We start from the raw sequence: 25744 nt of genomic DNA, 5'->3' as shown, positions 1-25744 counted from the left end.
CCCACACAGGATCGTGATGACCACGCACGCAGGAGAGAACGGGGAGACCCTGCGCCCCGGCGACCCCGGAGAGCTCGGCCCCTACCGGCTGGTCGGGCGGCTCGGCCGGGGCGGCATGGGGACGGTCTTCCTCGGTGAGGACCGCGCCGGCCGCCGCGTCGCCGTGAAAATGATCAACCGTGAGCTCGCCGGCGAGAGCACGTTCCGGGAGCGGTTCCGGCGCGAGGTGACCGCCGCGCGGCAGGTCCGCCGGTTCTGCACCGCGCCCGTGATGGACGCCGAACTGGACACCGACCCCCTCTACGTCGTCACCGAGTACATCGAGGGCCCGAGCCTGGAGACCGCCGTCGCCGAGCGCGGCCCGCTGCCCGGCTCCGACCTGGAGGGCCTCGCGGTCGGCGTCGCCACCGCGCTCGCCGCCATCCACGGCGCCGGGATCGTGCACCGCGACCTCAAGCCCGCCAACGTCCTGCTGTCCTCCACCGGCCCCCGCGTCATCGACTTCGGCATCGCCCGCGCCCTCGACGCCGCCGACGGCCCCACCCGCACCGGCCAGTTCGTCGGGACCCCGAACTACCTGCCCCCCGAGCTGCTGCGCGGCGAGCAGGTCTCGTCCGCCTCCGACGTGTTCTCGTGGGGCTGCGTCGTCGCCTACGCCGGGACGGGCCGCCCCCCGTTCTCGGGCAACACGGTCCCGGAGATCTTCTACCGCGTCGTGCACGAGGAGCCGCGGCTGGACGGGCTCGACCCCGGCCTGCGCGACGTCGTCGCCGCCGCGCTCGACAAGGACCCGCGCCGGCGGCCGACCGTCCAGGACCTGCTCGGACGGCTCGTCGGCAACGGCCAGGCCGACCCGGCGAGGCTCGCCGAGACCGTCCAGGCGAGCTGGCACGGCCCCGCGAGCGATCCGACCCTCCAGGCGCGGACGGCCCAGGCCGCCTTCCAGCAGCCGAACCCGCCGGCCGCGCCGCCCGGCGCCACCCGCCAGGACGCCCGGCCGGGGTCCGCGCCGAGCGGCGGCGGACTCCCCCGGCGCCCGCTGATCATCGGGGGCGCCGTCGCGGCCGTCGTCGCCGTCCTCGCCGTCGCCGGGTTCCTCGTCCTGCGTCCGGACGGGCCGCCCGGCAACGTCGCCACGACGTTCAGCGACGACTTCTCCAACGACACCTCCGGCTGGGGCACGTTCAACGGCGAGTACACCTACACCAACGGCGGCTACCGGCTGCAGACCGACAGCACCGGGAACGCGACGGGCCGGGACGTGCCCAAGGACGACTTCGCCCCCGACCCGATGCTGGCCACGGTCAGCGCCAAGGCCCAGGGGCCCGCCGACGGCCTGTACGGCCTCACCTGCCGTTCGACCGAGAACGGCGGCAACGAGTACATGTTCCTGATCCGCAACGACGGCAAGGGCGCGGTGCTCCGCAAGTACACCAAGGACCGCGGCACCAAGGAGCTGGCCAGCCCCGACTCGGTCCCCGGCTTCTCCGAGGGCGAGACCAACAAGCTCCAGATCGCGTGCGAGAGCGGCGCCGAGGGCAAGCAGGTCCGGCTGCGGCTCTGGGTGAACGGCCACCGGGTCCTCGACGCGACCGACGCCGACCAGCCGCTCGGCAACGGCAAGGCCGGCCTGCAGGTCGAGCGGGGCGGCAACGCCGCGCAGCAGATCGTCGTCGACTTCGACGACTTCGACCTGTCGAAGATCCTCAACTAGGCCGGGCCCGGCCGGTCCGGCAGGTAGCCGTTCGTCCAGCGGGTCAGCTCCGCGAAGACCTGCGCGCGGGCCGGTTCGGCGGACAGCACCAGGTCGTGCAGGCCGCCCTCGATCCGCACGAGCGTGACGTGCCGTCCGATGCGCGGCGCCCATCGCGCCATGTGCTCGACGTCCAGGACGGCGTCGGCGCCCGTCACGTCCAGGACCCCGCGGGTCGGGCGGACGCTGCGCGTCGACGCCATGACCAGCACCGGGACGTCGACGTCCAGGCCGCGGTGCAGGCGCAGCTGCCCCCGGCGGACGGCCGCCAGCCACGCCGCCCGCACCGGGAATCCGGCGAGCGGCTTCCAGGCGAGGTCGAACTCCCACTCGCCCTCATGGTCCCGGTGGATGCTGCGCGGATACAGCTCGGACACGCCCGCCGGCAGCTTCGCCTTCGGGAACCGGGGGCGCAGCGCCCGCGCCAGGCCCGCGCCGACCTTGCGCATCACCAGCGGCTCGGCGATGTCCAGGAACGGGCTGTTGAGGAACACTCCGTCGACCAGCCCCTTGCCCCGTGCCCTGTCGGCCCACAGGGCGGCGACCAGGCCGCCCGTCGAGTGGCCGTTCAGCAGGAGCGTGTCGTGCCCGTCCACGTCCCGGACGATCCGCACCGCCTCGTCGATCTCAGGGAAGTGGTCCGACAGGCTCTCGACGAAGTTGGGGGTCTGGTGCGGGCGCAGTGAGCGCCCGTACTTGCGCAGGTCGAGCGCGTAGAAGTCGAAGCCGAGCTCGACGTAGAAGTCGGCGAGGTGCCGCTGGAAGAAGTAGTCGACGAACCCGTGCAGGTAGAGCACCGCCCGCCGGGAGGGGGCGCCGCCGCGGCGGCGGCGCACGAGCGTCGCCACGACCTCGCCCTCGGCGTCGCGGCCCATCGGCAGCTCGATCGCCTCGTACCCGGGGCCGAGCACGTCCGCCGTCACGTCCACTTTTCCTCCCGCTGCCCGGTGAACTGATGCCCCATGATCGGGCGTCAAAGAGACTGACCGTACGACAGACTGAATCACAGCCCATCTCCACCCCCGGGAGTCGAGCCATGCAGGCGCCCCTCCGCGACCGAGACCCGCGGCTGCTCGGCCCGTACGTGCTCACCGCCCGGCTCGGGCGGGGCGGCATGGGAACCGTCTACCTCGGCCAGGACGAGACCGGACGGCGGGTCGCGGTCAAGGTCATCAACGCGGAGCTGGCCGACGACGAGGCCTTCCACGACCGCTTCCGCAGCGAGGTGACGGCCGCCCGGCAGGTCAGCCGGTTCTGCACGGCCGCCGTCCTGGACGCCCGGCTCGACGGCGACCCGCTCTACGTGGTGACCGAGTACGTCAACGGCCCGTCCGTCGAGGAGGCCGTCAAGGCGGACGGCCCGCTGCGCGGCGGCGACCTGGAGGCCCTCGCGGTCAACGTCGCGACGGCGCTGGGCGCGATCCACGGCGCCGGGATCGTGCACCGCGACCTGAAGCCGTCCAACGTGCTGCTGTCCCCGACCGGGCCGCGCGTGATCGACTTCGGCATCGCCCGGGCGCTGGACGCCACCGAGGGCCCGACCAGGACCGGCCAGTTCGTGGGCACGCCCGCCTACATCGCGCCCGAGCTGATGCACGGGCAGGAGATCACGCCCGCCGCCGACGTGTTCTCCTGGGGCTGCGTCGTCGCCTACGCGGGCACCGGGCGCGCCCCGTTCGGCGGCGGGACGCTCCTGGAGGTCATCAGCCGGGTGACGTCCGCCGACCCCGACCTGGACGGCCTCGACCCGGCCGTCCGCGATCTGGTGGCCCGGTCGCTGGCCAAGGAACCCGCCGGACGCCCGACGGTGAAGCAGCTCGTCCAGGCGCTGACCGGCGAGGACGCCCCGCCCGCGTCCCCGCGCGCGGCCGAGCCGCCGGCGCCCCCGCCCGCCCCGGCGCCGAAGGCCGCGTCCACGACGGCACCGGCTCCCGCGCCGGCGCCCCCGACGAGCGTCGACTCCGTGCCGCCGACCCGCCCGATCGGCGCGCGGACGCCGGCGGCCCCGGCGGGCAGGCCGTCCCCGTACCGGGGCCACGGCCTGCTGATCGTCGCGACCGGCGCGGTCCTCGCCGTCGCCGCCGTGATCGGGGCCCTCAACATCCCGGGCGGTGACGACGCCCCGGACGCCTCGGCGCCCCGCGGGGCCGCCGTCCTCGGCGACGAACCGCCGGAGGTCAAGGAAAAGATCTTCGACGACAAGTTCAACGACCCGGACTCCGGCTGGAAGACGGCCGCGACGCCGGTCTTCGACGCGTCCTACCGCGACAGGAAGTACGAGATCCACGTCCTGCCGAAGGCCGGGCGCACGACCGTCGACGCGCCGGCGGGCAGGATCCCCGACTCCCAGCTCATCGAGGCCGAGGTCACGCCGAAGGACGCCTACGGCGAGTCGGGGGTGTACTGCCACGGCGGCTTCGGCTACGCCTTCCTCTTGGGCTCGGACGGGCGGGCTCGCATCGCCAAGCTGACCACCTGGCAGGCGCAGACCGTGACGACCGGGACCGTGCCCAGGCTCCGCGACGGCAACCGCCTCCAGGCCGCCTGCGTCAAGCGCGAGGACGGCAACATCGACCTCGCGATGTGGGTCAACGGCGAGCCGGTCGCCTCGTCCGCCGCCACCCCGCCGAGCAGCGTCCCGGGCAACAGCGGCCTGCTCGTCGTCCGCCGCGAGGGCGCCACCGGGTGGCCGCAGGCGGTCTTCGACGACTTCGCGCTCTGCGGGGTCTGACCCTCGGCGGGGCCATCCGCGCAGGTCACCTACTGTTGTCGTGATGTCTGAGAGCAGTGACCGCGCGGGGCTGCGCGCCGGACTGCGCCGCCGCCACATGACGATGCTCGCGATCGGCGGCGCGATCGGCGCCGGGCTGTTCGTCGGCAGCGGCGCGGTGATCAGCGCCGCCGGGCCCGCCGCCGTCCTGTCGTACGCGGCGGCCGGCCTGCTGGTGCTGTGCGTGCTGCGGGCCCTCGGCGAGATGGTCGTGGCGCGACCGGTCGCCGGGTCCCTCGCCGAGTACGCGCGGATGGCGCTCGGCCCCTTCGCCGGGTTCACGATCGGCTGGCTGTACTGGTACCTCTACGTGATCCTCGTCGGCGCGGAGGCGACCGCGGGCGCCGGCATCCTCGCCGGCTGGACCGGCCTGCCCCAGTGGGCGCTGGCCGCCGGCCTGCTGGTGGCGATGACGGCGGTGAACCTCGTCTCCGTCCGGTCGTTCGGCGAGTTCGAGTTCTGGTTCGCCTCGATCAAGGTCGCCGCGATCCTGGTGTTCGTCGTCCTCGGCGTCCTGTACGTCACCGGGCTGTGGCCGGACTCGCCCGGCGGGGCGGCCGTGCTCACCGGGCACGGGGGATTCGTCCCGAACGGCGCCGGGTCGGTCTTCACCGCGATCGTCGCGGTGATGTTCGCGTTCGGCGGGACGGAGATCGTCACCATCGCCGCCGCGGAGAGCGAGGAGCCGGGCCGGGCCGTCGCCAGGGCCACCGGCAACGTGCTGTGGCGGGTCGCGCTGTTCTACGTCCTGTCGATCCTGCTCGTCGTGTCGATCCTGCCGTGGAACGACGCGAAGGTCCTGACCAGCCCGTTCGTCAGCGCCCTGGACCGGCTGGAGGTGCCCGCCGCCGGCACCCTCATGCAGGCGGTCATCCTCACCGCCGTCCTGTCGGTGCTGAACTCGGCGATCTACGTCTCGTCGCGGATGCTGTACGTGCTGACCCGCGACGGCGACGCCCCCGCCGGGCTGGTGCGGCTGAACCGGCGCGGCGTCCCCGTCCGGGCGATCCTGCTCGGGACGGTCGCGGCGTGGGCGGCGGTCGTCGCGTCCTACGTCTCCCCCGACCAGGTCTTCAAGTTCCTGATGAACTCGATCGGGGTCGTGCTGGCCTTCGTCGACCTGGCGATCCTGTTCTCGCAGCTGCGGCTGCGCCCCCGCCTGCGGCGCGAGGACCCCGCGAGCCTCACCTACCGGATGTGGCTGTTCCCGTACCTGACCTGGGTGGTCATCGCCGCCCTGCTCGCCGTGCTGGTCTCGATGGCGTTCATGGACGGGCAGCGCTCCCAGCTGATCGCCTCCCTGGTCAGCCTCGCCGCCGTCGCGCTCGCCTACCCGCTGCGCCGCCGCTTCGGCAGGCGCCCGCCGGTCGCCGCGCCCCCGCCGGCGGCGCGCAGGACCGAGGTCTAGCCGTGTTTCACCGTCCCGGCCCTCTTCGCTCGCCTGGCGGCTGCGTCTCGGAGTCCCGGCCCTCTTCGCTCGCCTGGCGGCTCGCTACGTGACCGGGCCTGGGCGAACGCGGCATCGCTTCGCGATCCGCCCGGTTCCGCTCGCCTCCGGCTTCGCTCCACCGGCCAGGTCACGCGTTCGCGCGCATCGCCGAGGCCACTTCGAGACAGGCCCGGGCTCAGTCCTTGCGGCCCGTAGCCGCGACGGTGACGCCGAGCCCGATCATCATCAGGCCGCCGGTGCCGCCGATCGCCGCGAGGCGGCGCGGCGAGCGCGCGAACCAGTCGCGGGCCGTCCCCGCCGCGATCCCCCACACGCTGTCGCAGCACAGCGCGATCACCGCGAAGATCGCGCCGAACACCAGCATCTGGAGCTCGACGTGGCCGTTCTCGCGCACCACGAACTGCGGCAGGACGGCCGCGAAGAACACGGTCGTCTTCGGGTTGGTGATGCCCACGACGAAGCCCTGCAGCAGCGCCCGGCCCCCGCCGCGCTCCGCCGCGCTCCCCGCGATCGCCTCCTGGAGCGAGCGCCGGTGCCGGATGGCCTGCACCCCGAGGTAGACGATGTAGACCGCGCCCACGATCTTCAGGGCGGTGAACACGACGACGGAGCGCTCCACGACCGATCCGATGCCGACCGCGACCGCCGAGGTCAGCACCAGGGCGGCGAGCACCCCGCCGACCACGCCCGCGAGCGCGGTGCGCCGGCCGTGCGCCAGCGCGCGGCCGACGACGAACAGGACCGACGGTCCCGGGATCAGGATGATGGCCAGCGCCATCGCGGAGAACGCCAGAAGCTGATGAGTCGACACCATGACCGGCAGAGTACGCATTCCGGACATGGCGTCCCACCCGTTTTTTCCGGGGGTCAGGTCGTGAGGACGTCCCAGGCGCCGTCGCGGCGGACCAGGAGGTTGTGCGTGAGAAGGCTCCCGGCGGGGACGTCCCACTCCGGGTCGGCGCCGTCGTCGCCCCGGTCCTCGGCCCAGACCTGCGCGACCGCCCAGCGGAGCTTGTCGACGCCGTCCGGGTGGCCGGTGCCGGACGCGACGAACACGTCCCGGGCGGGCGCCGCGACGACGAGGTCGCCATCCACGTCCTGCGCCAGCTTCTCCAGGAAGCCCTCGTCCAGCACCAGGCCCGACTCCAGGCCCCCGCCGCGCGGGGCCCCGCCCAGCGACACCGTCACGGCGCGGGCGTCCGGATACCAGCTGAGGCTCAGCTCGGGACGCAGGTCGCGCAGGTTGATCACCGCGTGGCGGCGCAGCTCGCCCTGCGCCACCCCGAGGTCGGCGCAGTGCCGGCGCGCCACGTGCTCGTAGCGGCGGCCGGACGGGGCGCCCTCGTCGGCGATCTCCAGCGCGTAGGTGACGTACAGGTCGGCGGCGAACGGGTCGCGAACCGGCTCCTCGTCCGCCGGGAGCGGGAACTCCAGCTGGACCTCGGCCGGCACCCGCGCCTTCATCAGCGGGACGATCAGCTTGGACCGCGGGTCGGTCACGGGGCGTTCCTCCTGGTGCTCTGCCTGCGTGCGCCTGTTCACGAGTGGATCACCTTACCGCCGGAGCGCGGCCGCGGGGCTCCACCGGGCGGGACGACCGGCAGGCCCCCGGGCGCGCCGCGCTCGATGATCCGCCACACGGCCCCGGTGTCCAGGTGCTCCTCGACGAGGTCGCCGAGCGTGTCCAGGGTCGCCTCCCTCAGCGCCTCGAACGACACGTCCGGGGCCGGGACGAACTCCCGTCCCGCCGTCCGGGCGACGTCCGCGAGGAACGCCCTCCGGAAGCCGTCGTTCTCCATCGCGCCATGCCAGGTCGTCCCCCACACGGCGCCTTTCCGGCACCCGTCGAGGAAGGGCTCCCCTTCCGCGGTCACGATGCCGTGATGGATCTCGTAGGCGTTCACGGCCTCGCCATAGGCGCTCCCCACAGGCCGGCCGAGGGTCTTCTCCTTCCCGAACTCGACCCTCGCGGGAAGAAGGCCGAGCCCCTCCGCCGTCCCCTGCTTCGACTCGACGTCGTCCACGATCTCCCCGGCGAGCATCTGGTAGCCGCCGCAGATCCCGAGAACCGGCCGCCCCTCCTCGGCCCTTCTGCGGATCTCCTCGGCCATTCCCCGCTCGCGAAGCCACGCGAGATCGGCGAGGGTGGCCCGGGTGCCCGGAAGCACGACCAGGTCGGCCTCGGCCAGATCGCCGGCGCTCGCCGCGTACCGGACGACGACACCGGGCTCGCAGGCCAGGGCGTCCATGTCCGTGAAGTTGGAGATGCGCGGGAACCGGACGACGGCGACGCGCAGCGTCTCCCGCCCGTAGGGCCCTTTCGCGTCGGGCCTCGGCGCGTCCAACGCCAGGGTGTCCTCGGAGTCGAGATACAGGCCGAGCTTCCAGGGCAGGACCCCCAGCGTCGGCCGCCCCGTGAGCATCGCGAGCTGCTCCAGCCCCGGCGCCAGAAGCTCCTGCGCCCCCCGGAACTTGTTGATGACGAACCCGGCGATCAGCGCCTGGTCCGCCGGCTCCAGCAGGGCGACCGTGCCGTAGAGCGACGCGAAGACGCCGCCCCGGTCGATGTCGCCGACCACCACCACCGGCAGGTCCGCGGCCCGCGCCAGCCCCATGTTCACGATGTCGCCGCCCCGCAGATTGATCTCGGCGGGACTCCCGGCGCCCTCGCACACCACCACGTCGTACTCGGCCCGCAGCTCCGCGAGGCTCTCCAGCACGACGCCCTTGAGGTACTCCTTGTGCGCCCCGTACTGGAGTGCGTCGACCTCCGCCACGGGCTTCCCCAGCACCACGACCTGGCTCCTGCGGTCGCTCCCCGGCTTGAGCAGCACCGGATTCATCAGCGCCGCGGGCTCCACCCCCGCGGCCTGCGCCTGCATGTACTGCGCCCGCCCGATCTCCGCCCCGTCGCTCGTCACCATCGAGTTCAGCGACATGTTCTGGGCCTTGAACGGCGCGACCTTCACCCCCTGCCGCGCCAGCCACCGGCACAGCCCCGCCGTGACGACGCTCTTCCCCGCGTCCGAGGTGGTCCCCGCCACCAGAAGCCCGCTCACCGCACGCTCCAGACCACGGCCGCCGCCGCGAACGTCACCGCCGCCGAAAGCCGGACGGCCCTCCGGATGTCCCTGACCTCGGGCGCCCGGCCGTCCCCCATCTCGGGCCGCCGCTCGACCCGTCCGCCATAGGCGTTGGCGCCGCCCAGCCGCACCCCGAGCGCCCCGGCGAAAGCGGCCTCGCACCGCCCGGCGTTCGGACTCGGATGCTTCGCCCCGTCCCTCCGCAGAACACGCCAGGCCTCCCGTCCCGAACAGAGCGCGACCAGCCCCCCGGTGACCCGCGCCGGAACCCAGTTCGCGACATCATCGAGCCGCGCCGCCGCCCACCCGAACCGCTCGTACCTCGGACTCCGGTACCCGACCATCGCGTCGAGCGTGTTCACGGCCCGATACATGAGCAGCCCCGGAATGCCCGCCACCGCCCCCCAGACCAAGGGCGCGATGGACGCGTCCGACGTGTTCTCGGCCACCGACTCCACCACCGCACGGCTCAGATCCTGAGCCCCCAGCCCCCGCGGATCCCGCGCGCACAGATGCGAAAGCCGCTCCCTGGCCGCCCCCACGTCTCCCCGCTCCAGAACCCGCGCCATGTGGAGCCCTTCACGCCCCAACGACGTCCCGCCGAGCACGGCCCAGGTCACCCCGGCGGTCACGAGGCAATGCACCACGGGACGCCGGCTCGCCCGCTCAAGCGCGACCCCCGCGACCCCGGCGCCCCCCACCAGAGCCCCGACGTACACAACACCCCGCCAGCGCGAATCCCCGTACACCCAGCGCTCCGCCGCCGACGCCACCCGGCCGAACCCGGCCACGGGATGCCACCGCTTCGGGTCCCCGAGAAGAGCGTCCAGCGCGACCCCGAGAACCAGCCCCTCACCAGAGACGCGCATCGAGCTCGTCCCAGTGCCGCTCCAGCCAGTCCTGAGCCCGCCGGATCCGGGGCCCGGCGCCCCCCTGCCAGATCCGCGCCCAACCCCCGCCACGCTCAGCCCTCTCACGCATCACCCGATAGGACCGCTCGAACCGCACCCGCGCCGCCGGCAGCACCTCCCGCCGCCGCTCCCGGTCCAACCCGTAGGCATCGCAGAAGATCCGCAGCCTATGCCCCACGTCCGCCCCGTAGAGCACGGCGTCCCGATCGGCCGGATCCTCGATCGGCCCCCAGTGCCGCAACGCGGTCACCACGTCGAACACCCGCGTGGTCGGCCGCGCCAGATCGAAGTCGATCAACGCCACGGGCCTCCCGCCCCGGAACACCACGTTCTCCGGCGTCACATCGCAGTGCCCGATGACCTCGGGCTCCCCGTCCACATTGGACGTCTCCGCGTCCCACGGCGCCCCCACCGGCGCCTCGTACGACGCGACCGCGTCGTGGTACCGCCTCAGCAGCCGCCCGACACCCCGCAACGCGTCCTCCGACACGACCCCCGCCGCCAGCGGCCGATGCGGCGCCTCCCCCGGCACCCAGCTGAGCACCTCCCGCCCCAGCTCATCGACCCCCAGCACCCGCGGCGCCTCGAACCCCACGCCCTCCAGATGCCGCAGCAACCCGTGGACCGCCGGACTGTGCGCCCGCAGCGGCCTCCGCACCGTCTCCCCGACCCGCACCACACCCTCCGACACGGCCCCACCGGAGAGCGGCACCTCAATGTTCACCGCCACAGCACCCCAAGATAGGACCCCCGCCCCAGCGGTAAGGCCGTTATAGATGTGGAGCCAGACGACGTGCACCCTTACACTGTGTCCCGGCGTCCCGCCGGGCGCCGAGCGCCCGTAGCTCAGCTGGACAGAGCATCGGACTTCTAATCCGACGGTCGCGGGTTCGAATCCTGCCGGGCGCGCAACAGCCTGACCTGCAGTCTTACCACTGCCAAGATCCCAAATAATGTCCCGCTTCGTCCCCGTGTTCGCTCGATGTTCGCTCGGATGTCGCGGACCTGTCGCCGCACCCAGCGCGTTCCACCGCAATCGCCCATCCACCGTCGCTCTGGCCGTAGCCCCCCGCGGCCGCTGAAACGCCCCCGGCTCAGGCGGTTGCCGGCCTCCATCCGCCGACTACTCCCGCAGCACGAGCGTTGGTGTCCGCCCCCAGAACGGTTCGGGGGGCGGACACCAACGTCAAGAATCCGATGGTCAACACATGCCGGTCACCGGCGTGACGCCTCCGGCAAGTGGACGACACGGCTGGTTGCTGCCGTTCGGTCGGGTTGAGTGCGGGCGTTGAGGATGACGGCGGCGGCGTCCTCGGCCGATTGGCGGGCCAGGTCGGGCAGGACGCTGGTGTAGGTGTCGGAGGCGATGGTGATCGACGACAGCCCCAGCGTCTCCTGCACGACCTTCAGGTCGTGTCCGGCGCGCAGCAGGATGGTGGCCGCGCCGTGCCGCAGATCGTGCAGCCGGACGGGCGGGAGTCCAGCCTCCATGGCCAGCAGCAGGAACTGCTCGGAGACGGCCATGGGCGCCAGCGGATCTCCTCCTGGTTGGGTGAAGACGAACCCGGTGTCGTGCCAGGTATCGCCTGCGACCAGCCGTTCCTGATTCTGCCGGGCCCGGTGCGCGGCCAACTGCTTGATGGTGTGCTGGTCGAGTGTGACCTGCCGTTCTCCGGCTTCGGACTTGGGGCGTCCTTGTTCGGTGCGACCCCCGATCTGGGTGATCTGCCACCGGACCCGGATGGTGCCCTCGTCCAGGTCGACGTCGGCCCACCGCAGCCCGCACGCTTCACCGCGCCTCAGCCCGCGGAACGCGATGAGGTGGTATAGCGAATACAGGCGGTGGCGGGCGGCGCGGTCGAGGAAGGTGCCGGTCTGCTCTGGTGTCCACACCATGACCGGTGAAGGTCGCGGCGTGCTGACATAGGCGTCCATCGGTTTGATACGCCCGCTGCGCACCGGTCCACCTGTTGCGGAGTGCGTGTGACTCTTGGTCGCGATGAACGCTTCTCGGGCTTGGCGCCACTCGCCGACACGTTCAGACGTCCACACCAGCGCTTTGGGCCGGCGACCGGAAGGCAGTTCGATCAGGGATGCGACGTTGAGGTCGAGGCGCCGTTCCCGGATCGCCTGGTTGAGGGAGGCGCGCAGAGTGGCGCGAATCCGGTGCATGGTCGCCGGACCGACCACCCGGCAGCCCTTCACTCGCGCTCGAAGGCCGGGGTCGCCGGATTCGCGGGCGCGCACGATCACCTCGTTGCGTTCGTCGATGGCATCGAACACCGCCTGAACGTCGGCGACGCGGAGTCGGTCCAGGCGTATGTGCCCGATCACCGGTTGCAGGTGAGCGGTGATGTGAGTGCGGTAGCTGCGCAACGTGCCGCTGCGCAGCCCCTTACGTCCGGCGAGCCAGGTCTGCAGCCACTGCCCGACCGTGATCACCGCGTCCAGGTCCTGACCGGTGCGGATCTTGCGGCGCACTTCCTCAGGCACCGGGAGCCGCTTCTCCTTCTTCAGAGTGGCCGTGATGAGATCGGCGATCCGGATGCGGTCCTCGGGGTCGCCGCTGATCCCCAGCAGTTCGTGGAGCCGAGTTATCTGCGCTTCGGCGGCGTCCTGGCTGCTGAACCCGCCTCGGCGGATGGGGCTGCGGCGGGTGCCGTCGGAATTGGGCGGCAGTTCGAACTGGTAGTACCAGTTGCCGTGGGTCGGGCTCCATGCGCCGCCTTTGCGGCGCAGTCTGGGGCATTTGGTGCGCAGCAGCCGTCCCTCGGGGGTACGGCAACCGCAGGATTTGTAGGTCGTTCCGACAGACACGAGCCCTACTCGCTTTCTGGCGTGGGCTGCCCGGCCGACTGGTCAAGGCCGAGCAGGGCCAGCAGTCCGGCGGTGGGAACCAGGTAGCTGCGCCCGACCCGCAGCACTGGGCAGGGAAACCGCCCGGCGCGTGCCAGCTCATAGCTTTTGGTGCGCCCCACTCCCAGCGCCTGACCTGCGGTGACCAAATCGACCACGGCGGGCAGCGTGCGGATCTCCGCCGGCGTCAGCCCCTGCCTCACCGCCCGCCCCCGTACGTCGCGTGAGAAGGGGCCAGTGGGGCGCTGGGGATGTCTGCCAGCGGATCGGGTCCGCTCCGGCGCCCGAACGTGTGTGCTGCAGGTTGCGGACCAGCGGATTGGTCCGGGCGGGAGCACCGGTATGCACGCTTGACTGCGCCCTCCCGGTCAAGCCCCGCCCTACCGGCCCGAATGTCCTGGGCGAGGGCGACGGGCGGGGTGATGTGCTGGGGACGGTTGGGCGGGCTGGTCAGGTGCCAGGTGTCGACGCACCGGTAGGCGCGTAGTTGGGCGCCGGGAGCGGCGATCCGGGCCGCGTGGCGGGCGGCCCGGCGGGTGTCGTAGCAGGCCCGTCCACACCGACCGCACAGCCTCAACTGGAGGCGCGCCAGCATCTCTAGAACCCGCTGGTGCCCTGCCCTCGTGCTTCGTCGCTGCCGCGTCATCGGGCCACCTCTCTCAGGTCGGTGGCGGGTTGGAAGAGCAGGAGGTCTTCGTGGGCGGTAGCGCAGGCGGGAATGCCTCGGTCTCGGGCGCGGCGGGTCTCCAGCATCTGGAAGAAGGAGGCGCGGTTGACCAGTCCGCCGTCGCGCAGGCCGGCGAGGAGAGCGGCGTGGCGGCCGGTTAGGACCAGGCCCTGGTGGCGAGCGGTGTCGATGACCTGTCCTGGAAGATCGATCAGCTCGCCACGAACACGGATTGGACGGACTGTCACCGCGATTCTTCCGCCGCGTCGCAGCAAGGCGGCACTGCCGGCCAGGATCTGCCCGAAGCCTGCGAGAAGGCCGGACAGGTCCTGGTGGGCGAGGTTGCCGCGGTCGGTGGAGTAGCGGTGGTGCCGCTTGACGATCTTTCCTCCGCCGTTGTCGCGTCCGGAGCGAATGTGTCCGTGGGTACGCGAGCCGTACGGCGGTGAGGTCAGCACCAGAGCCGCCTGCCGGTGCAGGGCCCGGTAGATCGTGGCGATGTTGCAGGCATCCCCGCAGGCCAACTGCGCCCTGCCGCTGGCTCCCTGGGAGCGGGCGTGCCGCAGGTTGTCGAGAGCGAGGTGGACGAAGTCCGGTTCGTACTCCACGCCAGCGGCGTTGCGGCCGAGGTGGATCGCCTCGACCAGGGTGGTGCCGATCCCGCACATGGGATCCACGACCAGGTCTCCAGGGTCGGTGAAGGTCTTGATGACGGTGGCAGCGATGGCGGGCAGCATCTTGCCGGGGTGGCACATCGATTCGGGCGTGTAGCGGCCGTGGCGCTGCAGTCGCGAGGGTTGCTGCCCGGTCGCGAGCACCGATGGCAGGGCCGTGGGTGGAACGGAGGAGGAGCCGTGGTTCATCGGGCACCGCCACTGTCCCGGTGGGCCTGGGGTTTGGTGAACAGGCACACGTCGGCGTGAACGCTGACCTGCGGTGGCACCGCGCGGGAGCGAATGTCGCGCAGGTGGGCCAGGTCGGCAGGTCCCGCCTGGACGACCAGTGAGTCCCCCTCGATGGGGACGCGCAGCGCAATGACGTGCTGGGCGTAACGGAACCCCAGCCCCTGGGCTTGGCGGATGATTCGCGGAGCGGGGTCGACGAAACGCCCCGCCTCGTGGCGGGCGGTTGTCGTCATCGCCAAGACCCCGCCCGGCCGCAGCACCTTCCACGCCGAGGCCAGGAACAGCGCGAGCTGTTCGCTGGTCAACATCCACAGATCCGCCCGGCAGGCCGGGCAGCCGGGATCGCCGACCCCGCGCGGGGCGTGGCCGCCGGTCTCAAACGGTGGCGGTGCCGCGATCACCAGCGCGACGGACCCGAGGTGGTCGGCCAGTCCGCGGGCCATCTGGTCAGGCCGGACAGAACGCATTTCCACGCGCGCCAGTTGCTCCCGGTCCTGGGTGGCGCGTAGCCGGGCGCCGATGTGCTGGGCGAGCGGGAAGTGCGGGACCAGCGCGATGCCGCGTCGACCAAGGCCGGCGGCGGCAACCAGTGTCGCCTCGCTGGTGGTGAAGCCTTCGGCGACGACGTCGCCCTCATCAGAGCAGTTGCCGATCAGGTGCCGTGCCAGTTCGCGGCCGACCGACTGTCGGTGCCGCAGACAGATTTTCATCGCCACGTCGGCGACCTGCGCACGTTCGCTGGCCTGGATGCCCCTGCGGGTGACGATTGTTGTAGCGGCGGTGTCCGAGCACAGCCAGACGGTCAAGGGAACCATCCGGCGCGGGCCGCTCCGAGCGGTTTCTCGGCCGACAGGCGAGTCGGGCGGTACTTGGTTCATGTGCTGAGTGACCCGAGACGGTCACCCGGTCCCCGTGCAGTAATGAAGCACCGTTAACAGGCCCGAACTTCATCTCAGAGCGGGTAACGAACTGATCAAAGTCTCCGCCGGGCTCGCTGTCGACGCCCCGGTGCCAGATCAGCGAGTCCCGTTGTCGCGATGCCATCACTCTTGGTAGTCATGGGCGGTGGCCCACGACTCTGATGTGACACCACCCGCACGCGTACCACCGGAGCGCCATGAGCCGTGGCGAGTTCGCCCTCGCCGCCGACACCGGCAACGGTCTTACAGCCGCCGCTGGGCAGTACCCCTGATCAGTGCCGCCCTGGCAGCACTTGGCACCGCAGCCGCCCTCCAACTCGGCGACGCATCAGGCCCGAGGCCATCACACCCTACCTACACGCCAGGCACGACTTACACGCCAGGCTCTGAAAGCCCAGGCCATCAGTTGAGCCGATCCCCACTAGCACAGCCCCTCGCCTCCAAGCGCTCGGGCCAGACCAGCTATCCCCCCGCACGGCCTCGGCGTGACGTCGAACAGTCACCACCCGCCCCAAAGGCGCCCCCGCACTCTGAGCCGACCGTCGATAGACAGCACACCCCGGCACTGCAAACACCGCGCCCAGCCAAGCCAAAGCGCCCCGCACCGCGCCACCCCCGGCCACGTGCCGGCAAACCACAGCAGCCGAATAGGGCCCCGGAGTGGGTCCGCACCGAATGCAGCCGACGGTTCCCTCACGACACCACACGCAGGGAGGCGTGCATCGCCGCCGTGCACAACTACCTCGCCCCGTGACTCGCAGGAATCTCCCCCCGATGCTCGACGACCGCGGCACGGCGCTATGTCGAGGAGATCGTCGCGCTGCTGTCGGCGCGTTCACCCAAGCTCGGGGCCGCGTTGCGCAAGGCCAGGACAGACGGGCTGACGCACCTGGTCCTGGACGGCACGCTGATCCACACCGACCGGGTCAAGGCCGACCGCCCCTATTTCTCGGCAGGCATCGGGTGCACGGGATGAACGTGCAGGTGATCGCCGGGCCGGACGGGACGATCCTGTGGACCTCGGGCGCGATGCCCGGCAAGATCCACGACCCGACCGCCGCCCGCGTCCGGGGAATCCTGCGCACACTGCACAAGGCCGGGATCCCCACCCTGGCCGACAATGCCTACCAAGGAGCCGAAGCCTCGGTCGTCATCACCCCCTACAAGGGCAAGAACAAGCCGAGTCGCAGAAGCAGGCGAACCGGGCACACGCCAAGCTACGCGGCCCCGGCGAACACGCAAACGCCCAGCTCAAGAGCTGGCGAATCCTCCGCAAGCTCCGCTGCAGCCCCAGCAAGGCCGGCCACCGCGTCAAAGCCATCGCCGTCCTACAGAACTACAAAACCACCCGAGGATGAAAAGGGCTCCGTGACGGTCTGAGATTCGTCAGTGACGATCTCTATACTCTCGACGTCCTGATTGATCATCATGTCCGATCGGAGATGTCATGTCAGTGCGGCAACTCAGTGCACCCGAAGATCTGGAGACACTGCATCCCCTTCCCGCGCGTTCGCCCACACCTCAGCGGATCACCGCGGTCGCGGTCACCACGGACCTGAGCCGGACAGCGGTCGCGACGACCGCGCCGTGGTTCCAGGAGTTCACCGAGGTGCTGGTGCTGTCGGACGGGGCCGTGACCCGCCTGACCGTTCCCGATCGTCGAGGCGTCCATGATCTCCTCTTCGACCCCGATGGATCAGCGCTGACCGCCATGGACAGCGGCAACTCGATCTACCGCTGGGCGCTCGACGACCCCTGTGAGCGATGGCGGCTAGGCATGATCGGGAGCGGCGGGTCGTACGATCTGCCGCTCGCCCAGGTTGCGGTCGGCGGCCGATCGTTCGCCACAGCCAACGCGTTCACCCGGAACGTTGTCGTCTGGGACGTGCAGACCCGGCGTGTCCGCCACGACGTCCGGGAGATCTTCAAGGACCTCGCCTACGACGACCGGGTGGAGGGCGAGGGAGCCGTCGCCCTGAGCGCCGACGGAGCACGCCTGGCGTTCTGCCGCCCTCGCCGCACGTTTTGGAAGGAGGACGAGGGGGTCGTCGTCCAGGAGATTGGCAGCGGATCGCACGCCGAGCGCCGTACCGGTATCCCATGGGCGAACGGCCTGGCGTTCAGTCCGGACGGTGCCGCACTCGTCGTTGTGGGCGCCCGGCCGGATCAGACGGTGGCTACGATCATCGACCTGGACAACCCGGCCGGTGACCCGGAACCGGTGGTTGTACCGACCGACGAACGAGTCGACCGGATCAACCTGCGGCCCGTATGGTGCGGCGGCGAACCGCGCGTGCCGATCGTGGACCGGAACCGCGTCACCGTCTGGAATCTCGCCACCGCCTCCGCCATCCTCACGGTGGACGTCCCCGGCCCGCGGATCGCCGCCACGCTCACCCCCGACGGCCGCACCCTGGTGATCGCCTCACCCGACGACGGCGTGCATGCCCACCCCCTCCCATGACCACAGCCAGAAGGACGTCGCTGCGATGAGCTCCCTTGACGAACTGCTGAACGCGCGCCCGACCAAACAGGTCTGGGGCGAAGTCTGCCTGCTCCTCGCCGAATTGGACGAGGACAGGCTGGCCGCGGTCGCGCCCCGGGTGCTGTCCTGGCCCGCGCAGCAGCGCCCCATGCCCGATGACTGGTGGGCCCAGTGGACGACGGGCGACGTGCGCCCGCACCACTTCCTCGCAGGAGCGCGGCACCTCGGAATCCTTCACGTTGACGAGGACGAGTTCGACGAAGGCGAGGAGACGGGACTCAACGAGGCATCCTTCACCTACGGGGCGACCGCAGTGGCGGCGCCTTCCGACCTGTCCTGGGTGGCGTTGGGAGCGGCGGCCGAGTGGCACCATAACGGTGGCGACATCGTCCTCTGGAACACTCTTAACAAGGATCGACTGACCTGGCTCCTCGAAGGAGCCGACTATCACGACGAGCCCCACGACATGCAGGTCAGCCCGGACGGTCGGACTGTGGTGACGTCTGTCGAAGGCCGCCTGCACGCCTGGTCCGCCGGGACCGGGGAGGAGTTGTGGACCCTTCCAGAGCGCACCGGAACGGACAACAACGACGTCCTCGACGACGAGGACGAGGAGGACGAGGACGAGGACGAGGACGACGAGAGCCTCGGCCTGGACGACCCGGTCCGGATCGGCTTCAGCGGTAACGGCTGCCGGGTGGCCATCGGCACCTACGTGTCGGGCAGGGTCGCCGTCATGGAGACAGAGACGGGCCGAGTAGTGCTCAGCGTCCCAGTTGAACAGCAGGCGTTTGGCCCCGTCGCACTCGATGCGAAAGGCCGGTTGCTGGCGCACACGTCGCCGGAAGGCCGGGTCGTGGTCCGTGAGGTCGACAGCGGTGCCGTTCTGGTCACCATCCCAACCCGTCTCAGCCGTGTGAACGCCCTCGCCATGGCGCCTGATGGAACCGCAGTGTTCACCGTGGGCGGTATGGCCGACGATGCCGCACCCGCCGCCCAGCTGCTGAAAATCGAACCCTCCCGCGCGGTCTGTGAGCTGATCCGGCCGACGGAGCTTCCGGTCGAGATCGACACAAACTCGAGCCTCGCTATTTTCGGGACCCGCGCCGTGTGGACCGACCGCGGCCCGTACGCCTTCGTCACGGCGGACAAGGGCTCGATGCTCTTCGACTCGACCGCACGGACACTGTGGGCAGCCCCGAACCACCAGATCGTCTCGTTTACTCCCGATGGGCGGGCGATGGTGACCGTCGATGAGATCATCGAGGCGTGGTTCCTCACCGGCCTGGCCGTCCCTGAGTCGACCGCCAACTGCCGCTGACGCCCAGACAGCGGCAGCCGGACAGGTAGACGGCCACCTTGTCCATGTCGTCGCCCACGGAGGTCAGTTGCGCGACCAGGTACTGAAATACCAACGAAGTAGCCCCTGACCGCTCAGCGGTGTCCACGGGCCATCGGGGTTTCCTCTTCCACCACGGCATGGATCGATGGTGCCATCCGCCGTCCGCGCGGATCAGTCGTCTTCATCGTCGGTGTCGGGGGCGCGGAGCTCACGGGCGCCCGAGGGGCCGAGGTCGGGGGCGGTGAAGGAGTAGGTGCCGATCAGGTTCTTATCTGGACACCCCATCTCTACGCGTTCCTTCGTTCCGCCTCATGGGTTCGCTGCCGCCTCGTACGTTGACCCGTGCCATGGAGGACGCGAGGTGGGGAGGCCGAGGTGCGGGTCGTCAAGGAGCGAGATGGCGGCATCGTCCGTCGAGTGCGGCTGCTGGACGACCAGGGGCAGCCGGTCGGTCCGGTCTGCCGGTTCCTCGCGCACCTGGCTGATCGGGAGTTCTCGCCGAACACGCTGAGCGCCTACGGCTACGACCTGCGCTACCTGTTCATGTTCCTGGCACAGGAGGGGCTGGGCATGGCGGTGGTCGCCGAGAGCGGGGACGGGCCGGCAGGTTACTGGCCCCGGCAACGATCGATCGGATCCTGGCCGCGGTGTCGAGCTTCTACGACTGGGCGATCGTCGCCGAGGAGTACGACCACGGCGTCTCGCCGGTGCAGATGCGGGAGGATCCCGCGCTGGCCCGCGTGCCGGAACGGCACCAGCCGTTCATGGGACGCGCCAGCCGGCAGCGCCCCACGCGCCGGGTGGCAGGTCAAGCGGCCGCGGCGGCTGCCCCGGCCCATGGACGACCAGGACGTGGGGGTGCTGCCATCGAGCGGCAAACGGCTACGCGACCTGGCGATGCTGCTGCTGATGCTGGACGGCGGCCTTCGCCCGGGGCCTTGTCGCCCTCGTCCCGCAACGCGGTCCCGGCCTCGATGCCGGCGTCGGCCAGGCCGCCGCCGAACCAGGTCAGCCGGTTGATCTCCTCCATCCGGTAGCCGACCCGCGCGTCCTCCTGGCCCTCCTCGACGCCGGGTCCCTGACCGGGTCGTGGCCGTGGGCCAGACCACGGCCGACCGATGCCTGCAGCCGGTCATCGACCTGCTCAACGGAGGATCGGAACCAGACCTTTGACAACCAATTCCCCGCACGCGCCTACCCACACGATTACCGTCGTGCGCCTTGTAGTGCCGCAGCCTAAGGACACCATGACCGCTTTAAGCACTTCGGCCGCCGTAGCCGCGCTCGACCCCGACATCACCGTCAGTCAGATCGATGCCCTTTGCGGCCAGGACGAGCAGGTCTTCAGTCTCCTGGCGGTCGCCGAAGCGACACTCAACCGCGTCCCCGCCGCCGTCACACAATGGCTCTGGTCACCGCAGGTCTGCCACAGGTGGGAACAGACCCTGGTGATCCAGGAGGGCGCTCACCAGCGCTCCTGGTGGAACAAGATCATCGAACGCGGGATGGAAGACCCCGACACGCTCTCCGCCGACCGCCGAGTGTCCTGCATCCGGCAGCGCCGTCTGGAAGCTCACCGGATCGTGACCGCACGACCGTCAGATGTCCGTTCCGCTCCCGACACCCCGCTCACACCAGACATCCGAAGGCTCATCGATCTCGACGACCGTCGGTTCCGGAGTCTGGCCGCCCGCGATGTCCAGCACGTCGAAACCCTCGATGAGCTGGCGCACCCCGCCCTCATCGCCCGCTGGCGAGACGCCCTTATCGATCTGGGAGAGGAGACCTTCACCCAGATCGGGATCAAACTCGGCCCCCACCACCTGGACACCGCCTTCGCCGTGCCCGACCGGCATCTGATCCATGCCCGGCAGGACGCCTCTATCGATGAGTGGATACCGAAACTGACCTTCCTCACTCACCTGCGCGCCCGGCTGATCGAGTGCGACCACATCCGGAACATCCGGCAGACCGACGACCACGAGCAACTGACCGACATTCGTCCCGCAGGGCCCTCGACCCTCGACGCCGATGCCCGCCTTCTCAGCCTGTACGGATGGGACGTCAGATGGATCTCCAACGGGCGGCGAGTCTGGCTGGACGCCTGGCAGGCGCCGAACTGGCGTAAGGCCGGCCGGCTCATCGTCACCGTCTCGCGCCGCAGAGCCGCAGGGGCTGGGAAATGGGGCAGGCCCGCCTATGTGTTCCACGGCCGTGGCCAGCGCGGATACGCCAACCTCACCGGACGTGACGCACTTGAGTACCTGGCGCGCACCAACCCGCGCGCGGCGCCAACCCGCTGCTTCAAGAGCATGGTGCCCCACACCGGCGATCACCTCAGAGAACTCGTCCCCCCAGACGGTTATCGTTGGCGCCAGCCCTATCCGCCAGAGCTGTGTACGAGACCGGTCTGAGACCGACCACGCAGCAGACCGAACGCTCGACAGGTTCGACCAAATGTTCGAGAAACGCATGGCGGCCGCCGCTGCGGGGCTCCAGGGTCATCGTGGCGGGGAGCAGCGCTGTACGGGCTGCAGCACTGGCTGTGGTATCAGCTTCCGGTCAAGTGGTCGGGCGGTCTGGCCGAACATCGGCGGCGCGCAGCGGCTCTCGGTGCGCTGTTCGAGGAACTGCAGATGCCCCGCTACGCAGCCGTGTGCACATCGCCGGTGACGCATCGGGTGCTGGAGGCCTGGCAGCAGAACCGCAAGACCGGGTTCACCGCGCTGGAAGAGGCGATGGAGGTCTCCGGCGTCCAGCCACCCGACGTCCTGGCTGGAGCGCGTCCACGCCGAACGCCTGGTCAGAGAACGACGTCACCGAGGCGTAGACCCTACGCGAGTTCCTGCAGCAGATGGGTGTCGTCCGCCGCCATAAGCTGCGCCTAGTGCTCACCCCGGCCGGCAAGGCCCTGGCGGCCGCCGACGCCGCCACGCTCTGGACGGCGGTCACAGCCACCCTGATTCCCGCTGATCCGGCCGAAGCCCGCGCCGCCGAGATCACCCTGATGTTCCAGCTCACCGGCTTCGACGGCGGCTACCAGCAGCGGTGCGAAGCCGTCGCCGAAGCCATGGCCGGCGCGGGGTAGCGTCGCGCCGACGGCGGGGACGGCGGTGCCCTCTCAGCGAATCCGCTCATCCGTGACCGTCCTTGCCCGCTGGGAGGCCACCGTGTTCCAGGCCATGGTCGTGGCCAGGGACAGAACGAACAGGCTTCCGGTGACGAGTGTGATGGTGCCGCCTGCGGCGACGTCATAGTGGGTGGAGATCTGCACGCCGATCAGCCCGCTGGCCGCTCCCGCGGCCACGGCGATGGCGGTCATGGCGGGGATGTTGTGGGTCCATAGGCGGGCGATTGCGGCCGGGCCGACCAGGACGGCCACGGACAGGATCGCGACGGCGGCGGGCACGGCGACACGATGACCGCCTCGACCGTCAGCAGCAGCGCCAGGTCGATCAAGACGGGGCGGTAGCCGGCGGCGGCGTATCCGCCGGGGTCGAAGGCGCGGAAGGTGAGCTGTCGGCCCGCGCCGAGAAGGAGGGCGACCACGATGGCGCCGACCACGGTCACGGCGATCAGGTCGCCGGTTCCGACGGTGAGGATCTGGCCGACTGTGTAGGCGGTCAGATCCTTGGAGAAGCCGTCGCGTGCCGACAGCAGGACGACACCGAGCGCGAAGCCGGCCGACAGCACGATCCCGATCGCCGTGCTCATGGCCTGCGCCGGTCGCCGGGACAGGGCCAGCACCCCCAGCACGATCAGTACACCGAACAGGCCGCCGCCCGCATACAGGTCGATGCCCGCGACCGCGGCCAGGACGACGCCGGAGAAGGTGGCATGCGTCATGGCCAGGGTGAAGAACGGCAGTCGGCGCAGCACGATCTGAACGCTGATCAATCCGCCGACCACGCCGAGGAGGACGGCTTCGACGAGCGCCCGGTCGACCGCCGTCATGCCGCGCTCCCCCGGATGGGCCGGCGGACGCGCAGCCGCCGCCGGATCGTTCCCGCGGCGAGGGCGCCCGCGTAGCAGGCGATGAGGACGAGCACGACGGTGCCGCCGGAGGCGAGCCGCAGCCCGTGGTGGATCGACGCGTCGTAGCTGATCGCCAGGCCGGCCCAGCCGGCCAGCGCGCCGAGGACGGCGGCGACCGGCACGATCAGCGCCAGCCGGTCCGACATCACCCGGGCCGCGGCGGCGGGCACGATCAGCAGCGCGATGACCAGGACCGTTCCGACCGCCCGGACCGAGGCGACCACGACCAGGGCGACGATGGTGTTGGTGACCAGGTCTAGCAGGCCGATCCGGTACCCGGCGGCCTGGGCGCCCTGCGGGTCGAACGCGCGGGCGATCAGCGGTCGTCGTAGCGGCGCCAGCGAGGCGATGACCAGGATGGTGACCGCCAGGGTCTGCGCCAGCTGCTGCTCGGTGACGGTGAGGATCCGGCCGAACAGGAAAGCGGTCAGATCGGCGGTGTAGCCCGATTGCCGGGAGACCGGCACGACCCCGACGGCGAAGAAGGTGGTCAGCAGGAGCGCCAGGGCGGTGTCCTCGGTGACGGCGCGGTGCCGGGTGAGCAGGGTGAGCGCGGCGGTCGCCGCGCCCGCGGCCAGCGCGCCCCAGAAGATGTCGCCGTCCCCGCTGAGCAGGTAGCCGATGACAACGCCGGGGAAGACCGTGTGGGTCAGCGCGTCGATGATGAAGGCCAGGCGGCGCAGCAGGATCAGTACGCCGACGGTCCCGGCCAGCGCACCCAGGATCACCATCTCGGCCAGCGCCCGGCCCATGAACGGGTAACCGAACGGCTCGACGAAGAACTGGTACATGGCCGGCCGCCTACGAGTGGGCGACGATGACACGGTCGCCGCGCAGTTCGAGGGCGTGCCCACCGTAGGTGGCGCGCAGCCGGTCGGGGGTGAGCGTGGCGCGGGTGGGTCCGAAGCCGAACTGGCGGCGGTTGAGCAGGCATACCTCCTCGCAGGCCAGGTGGGCCAGCGCCAGGTCGTGGGTGGCCACGACCACGGCCGTGCCCTGCTTCTTCAGTGCGGCGATCGCGTCAAGAAGCGCCTGCTCGCTGACGGCGTCGACGCCGTTGAACGGCTCGTCCAGCAGCAGCAGGCGTGGTTCGGCGGCGATCGCGCGGGCCAGCAGAACGCGCTGGCGCTGCCCGCCCGACAGCGTCCCGAACCGGTCCCGGGCGCGGTCGGCCAGGCCGACCTGCTCCAGGGCACGGTGGGCGGCCTGCTTGTCGGCGGCCTTGGGGCGGCGCAGCCAGCCGATCCGGCGGTAGCGGCCCATCAGCACCACCTGGCCGACCGAGACCGGGAACTCCGGATCGAGCGTGTCGGCCTGCGGGACGCAGGCGATGTCGCGACGCGCCTGGGCGGGAGTGGTGCCCAGCACGGTGACCCGCCCTGCGGCAAGCGGCACCAAACCCAGGATCGCCTTGATGAGGGTCGACTTGCCCGCGCCGTTCGGGCCGATCAGCGCGACGGCCTCACCCGGCGCGACCTCGCCGTCGATCTTCTCCAGAGCCAGGGCGGGGCCGTAGGCGACGCTGACCTCCTCCAGCCGCAGTGCCGGCGACGGGACCTCCGCTTCCTCCGTCCCCGGTCGCCCGGCAGCAGGCTGAGCCGCACGTCCAGTCCCGGGCCGGTCAGCGGGTTCGGCCCGGTCGTGGCCATCTCGTGCCGCACCTGCTCCAGCGTGGTGCGGATCTCCTCTTCGCCCGCCTCGCGCAGGTCGTAGACGCGCGGCTGCGGAATCGCGCCGGACGCGTCCGGCGGCAGGACATGCCTGCACACCGCGATGAGCCTGATCTCGATGGGCGGCTGGTCGGCCACGGTGCTCAACCGCGAAGCCTGCTCATGCACCGGCTGCGCGATCACGTGTCCGGTTACGTCGGCACGGACGTGGCTGATGCCGCCGTGCGCAGGCTGGCCGCCGACGCCCGCTTGGGTACCGCATTCGTCCGGGCCGCCGCACATGAGGCGCAGTCGCCGCACGTCTGCACGGCCCTAGAGGCGGGTGAGCGGGGTTGAGGGCACCGGCCGGATCCTGCCCGACGAGCTGGATCGCGCGCAGGTCGTCGCGGGTGCGTCGCTTCAATGGCCGGGGCAGTCGGCGTCCGAGCAGGTCGAGGTTGCCGCTTTCGGGTTCGTGCAGGCCCGCCAAGGTTGGCAGCAGTGTGCTCGCGTCAGGGTCGAGGTCGAGCAGTTCGGCCCAGATCTGGACGATCCCCTTCACCGTCGCCGGACCGCACACCAGCCAACCGCTCCTGGCGGTAGCACTGTTCGTCAGCGGTGCGGGCATCGGAGCCGTGCTGCTGACCGCGATGACCGCCACCTACCGACAGTTGTCCGCCGAGCAGTTGGCTGCCGCGACCAGCGCCAGCCGGATCATCCAACAGATAGGCGGATCGTTCGGCACCGTGGTGCTCGCGATCATCCTGCAACACCAGATCGACGCGGTGCATGGGCTCCCCGGCGCATTCCACCACACCTTCGCCTGGGCGCTCGGTCTCGCCGCGCTCGCCCTCGTCCCTGCTCTGCTCCTGCCGCGACGCAACACCTCACCGCCCAAGCCGCGCTGACCGACCGCCA

Annotated in this window: 21 protein-coding genes, 1 tRNA gene and 2 pseudogenes; 10 read left to right on the top strand and 14 right to left on the bottom strand. The window is 70.9% G+C overall.

The window, feature by feature from the left end:
- The first annotated feature begins 16 nt into the window (after nt 1-16).
- The gene (locus ACQEU6_RS39855) at nt 17-1714 is read left to right on the top strand and encodes a serine/threonine-protein kinase (RefSeq protein WP_499338870.1); all 1698 of its coding nucleotides are present in this window, start codon (nt 17-19) and stop codon (nt 1712-1714) included.
- Here ACQEU6_RS39855 and ACQEU6_RS39850 read toward each other — a convergent pair.
- Complete coding sequence (locus tag ACQEU6_RS39850) at nt 1711-2682, bottom strand: alpha/beta hydrolase (RefSeq protein WP_499338869.1); 972 nt, start codon at nt 2680-2682, stop codon at nt 1711-1713. The genes ACQEU6_RS39855 and ACQEU6_RS39850 overlap by 4 nt on opposite strands.
- A 107-nt stretch (nt 2683-2789) precedes the next feature.
- Between ACQEU6_RS39850 and ACQEU6_RS39845 the strand changes: the two genes are divergently transcribed.
- Both ACQEU6_RS39845 and ACQEU6_RS39840 read left to right on the top strand, forming a co-directional pair.
- Complete coding sequence (locus ACQEU6_RS39845; protein ID WP_499338868.1) at nt 2790-4484, top strand: serine/threonine-protein kinase; 1695 nt, start codon at nt 2790-2792, stop codon at nt 4482-4484.
- 43 nt (nt 4485-4527) lie between these two features.
- Nucleotides 4528-5931 (top strand): amino acid permease, encoded by a 1404-nt coding sequence (locus tag ACQEU6_RS39840; RefSeq protein ID WP_499338867.1) that lies wholly within the window; start codon nt 4528-4530, stop codon nt 5929-5931.
- Between the two features lie 217 nt (nt 5932-6148).
- Here ACQEU6_RS39840 and ACQEU6_RS39835 read toward each other — a convergent pair whose 3' ends face one another.
- From ACQEU6_RS39835 to ACQEU6_RS39815, 5 genes are read right to left on the bottom strand one after another with little or no spacing between them, the layout of a single operon-like run.
- Nucleotides 6149-6787 (bottom strand): LysE family translocator, encoded by a 639-nt coding sequence (locus tag ACQEU6_RS39835; RefSeq protein WP_499338866.1) that lies wholly within the window; start codon nt 6785-6787, stop codon nt 6149-6151.
- Nucleotides 6788-6840: 53 nt separating this feature from the next.
- On the bottom strand, nt 6841-7515 hold the full coding sequence (locus ACQEU6_RS39830) for a DUF1444 domain-containing protein (RefSeq protein ID WP_499338865.1): 675 nt from the start codon (nt 7513-7515) through the stop codon (nt 6841-6843).
- Nucleotides 7512-9032: a cobyric acid synthase gene (locus ACQEU6_RS39825; protein WP_499338864.1), complete on the bottom strand. Its 1521-nt coding sequence runs from the start codon at nt 9030-9032 to the stop codon at nt 7512-7514. Before ACQEU6_RS39825 ends, ACQEU6_RS39830 begins: the two co-directional genes overlap by 4 nt.
- Complete coding sequence (locus tag ACQEU6_RS39820; protein ID WP_499338863.1) at nt 9029-9925, bottom strand: cobalamin biosynthesis protein; 897 nt, start codon at nt 9923-9925, stop codon at nt 9029-9031. Before ACQEU6_RS39820 ends, ACQEU6_RS39825 begins: the two co-directional genes overlap by 4 nt.
- Entirely contained in the window at nt 9909-10697 is a 789-nt protein-coding gene (locus ACQEU6_RS39815; RefSeq protein WP_499338862.1) for a phosphotransferase enzyme family protein, read from the bottom strand. Before ACQEU6_RS39815 ends, ACQEU6_RS39820 begins: the two co-directional genes overlap by 17 nt.
- Before the next feature lie 105 nt (nt 10698-10802).
- Here ACQEU6_RS39815 and ACQEU6_RS39810 point away from each other — a divergent pair.
- Nucleotides 10803-10876 (top strand) — tRNA-Arg (locus ACQEU6_RS39810).
- Nucleotides 10877-11182: 306 nt separating this feature from the next.
- Here the strand turns inward: ACQEU6_RS39810 and ACQEU6_RS39805 are convergent.
- The 4 genes from ACQEU6_RS39805 to ACQEU6_RS39790 form a co-directional block, all read right to left on the bottom strand.
- Nucleotides 11183-12784 (bottom strand): tyrosine-type recombinase/integrase, encoded by a 1602-nt coding sequence (locus tag ACQEU6_RS39805; RefSeq protein ID WP_499338861.1) that lies wholly within the window; start codon nt 12782-12784, stop codon nt 11183-11185.
- 5 nt (nt 12785-12789) lie between these two features.
- Nucleotides 12790-13026, bottom strand: coding sequence for a DNA-binding protein (locus tag ACQEU6_RS39800; RefSeq protein WP_499338860.1), 237 nt, complete (start codon nt 13024-13026; stop codon nt 12790-12792).
- A gap of 439 nt (nt 13027-13465) precedes the next feature.
- Nucleotides 13466-14353, bottom strand: coding sequence for a TRM11 family SAM-dependent methyltransferase (locus ACQEU6_RS39795; protein WP_499338859.1), 888 nt, complete (start codon nt 14351-14353; stop codon nt 13466-13468).
- Nucleotides 14350-15201, bottom strand: coding sequence for a hypothetical protein (locus ACQEU6_RS39790; protein WP_499338858.1), 852 nt, complete (start codon nt 15199-15201; stop codon nt 14350-14352). Before ACQEU6_RS39790 ends, ACQEU6_RS39795 begins: the two co-directional genes overlap by 4 nt.
- An 892-nt stretch (nt 15202-16093) precedes the next feature.
- On the opposite strand from ACQEU6_RS39790, the pseudogene ACQEU6_RS39785 reads away from it, so the two are divergent.
- From ACQEU6_RS39785 to ACQEU6_RS39765, 5 genes and pseudogenes are all read left to right on the top strand, one after another.
- A pseudogene (locus tag ACQEU6_RS39785) lies at nt 16094-16673 on the top strand (transposase family protein); the annotation flags it as partial.
- A gap of 251 nt (nt 16674-16924) precedes the next feature.
- Complete coding sequence (locus ACQEU6_RS39780; protein WP_499338857.1) at nt 16925-17779, top strand: WD40 repeat domain-containing protein; 855 nt, start codon at nt 16925-16927, stop codon at nt 17777-17779.
- Between the two features lie 25 nt (nt 17780-17804).
- Complete coding sequence (locus ACQEU6_RS39775) at nt 17805-19121, top strand: WD40 repeat domain-containing protein (protein ID WP_499338856.1); 1317 nt, start codon at nt 17805-17807, stop codon at nt 19119-19121.
- Nucleotides 19122-20389: 1268 nt separating this feature from the next.
- On the top strand, nt 20390-21556 hold the full coding sequence (locus tag ACQEU6_RS39770) for a hypothetical protein (RefSeq protein WP_499338855.1): 1167 nt from the start codon (nt 20390-20392) through the stop codon (nt 21554-21556).
- A 473-nt stretch (nt 21557-22029) separates the two neighbouring features.
- Nucleotides 22030-22230 (top strand): hypothetical protein, encoded by a 201-nt coding sequence (locus tag ACQEU6_RS39765; RefSeq protein WP_499338854.1) that lies wholly within the window; start codon nt 22030-22032, stop codon nt 22228-22230.
- 33 nt (nt 22231-22263) lie between these two features.
- On the opposite strand, the pseudogene ACQEU6_RS39760 reads toward ACQEU6_RS39765, so the two are convergent.
- The 4 genes and pseudogenes from ACQEU6_RS39760 to ACQEU6_RS39745 form a co-directional block, all read right to left on the bottom strand.
- Nucleotides 22264-23096 (bottom strand): annotated as a pseudogene (locus tag ACQEU6_RS39760) (metal ABC transporter permease).
- Nucleotides 23093-23968, bottom strand: a complete 876-nt coding sequence (locus ACQEU6_RS39755) for a metal ABC transporter permease (protein ID WP_499338853.1) — start codon at nt 23966-23968, stop codon at nt 23093-23095. The pseudogene ACQEU6_RS39760 and the gene ACQEU6_RS39755 overlap by 4 nt, the downstream one beginning before the upstream one ends.
- Before the next feature lie 10 nt (nt 23969-23978).
- Nucleotides 23979-24626 (bottom strand): metal ABC transporter ATP-binding protein, encoded by a 648-nt coding sequence (locus ACQEU6_RS39750; RefSeq protein ID WP_499340498.1) that lies wholly within the window; start codon nt 24624-24626, stop codon nt 23979-23981.
- Complete coding sequence (locus tag ACQEU6_RS39745) at nt 24626-24994, bottom strand: hypothetical protein (RefSeq protein ID WP_499340620.1); 369 nt, start codon at nt 24992-24994, stop codon at nt 24626-24628. The genes ACQEU6_RS39750 and ACQEU6_RS39745 overlap by 1 nt, the downstream gene beginning before the upstream one ends.
- Nucleotides 24995-25329: 335 nt before the next feature.
- Here ACQEU6_RS39745 and ACQEU6_RS39740 point away from each other — a divergent pair, with 335 nt between their 5' ends.
- Nucleotides 25330-25734, top strand: coding sequence for a hypothetical protein (locus tag ACQEU6_RS39740; RefSeq protein WP_499338852.1), 405 nt, complete (start codon nt 25330-25332; stop codon nt 25732-25734).
- Nucleotides 25735-25744: the final 10 nt, after the last annotated feature.

Origin of the sequence: Spirillospora sp. CA-108201 (assembly GCF_050936235.1) — a bacterium.
Lineage (GTDB): Bacteria > Actinomycetota > Actinomycetes > Streptosporangiales > Streptosporangiaceae > Spirillospora.
The sequence above is the reverse complement of the archived record's forward strand: the minus strand, read 5'-3'. Positions and strand labels throughout refer to the sequence as shown.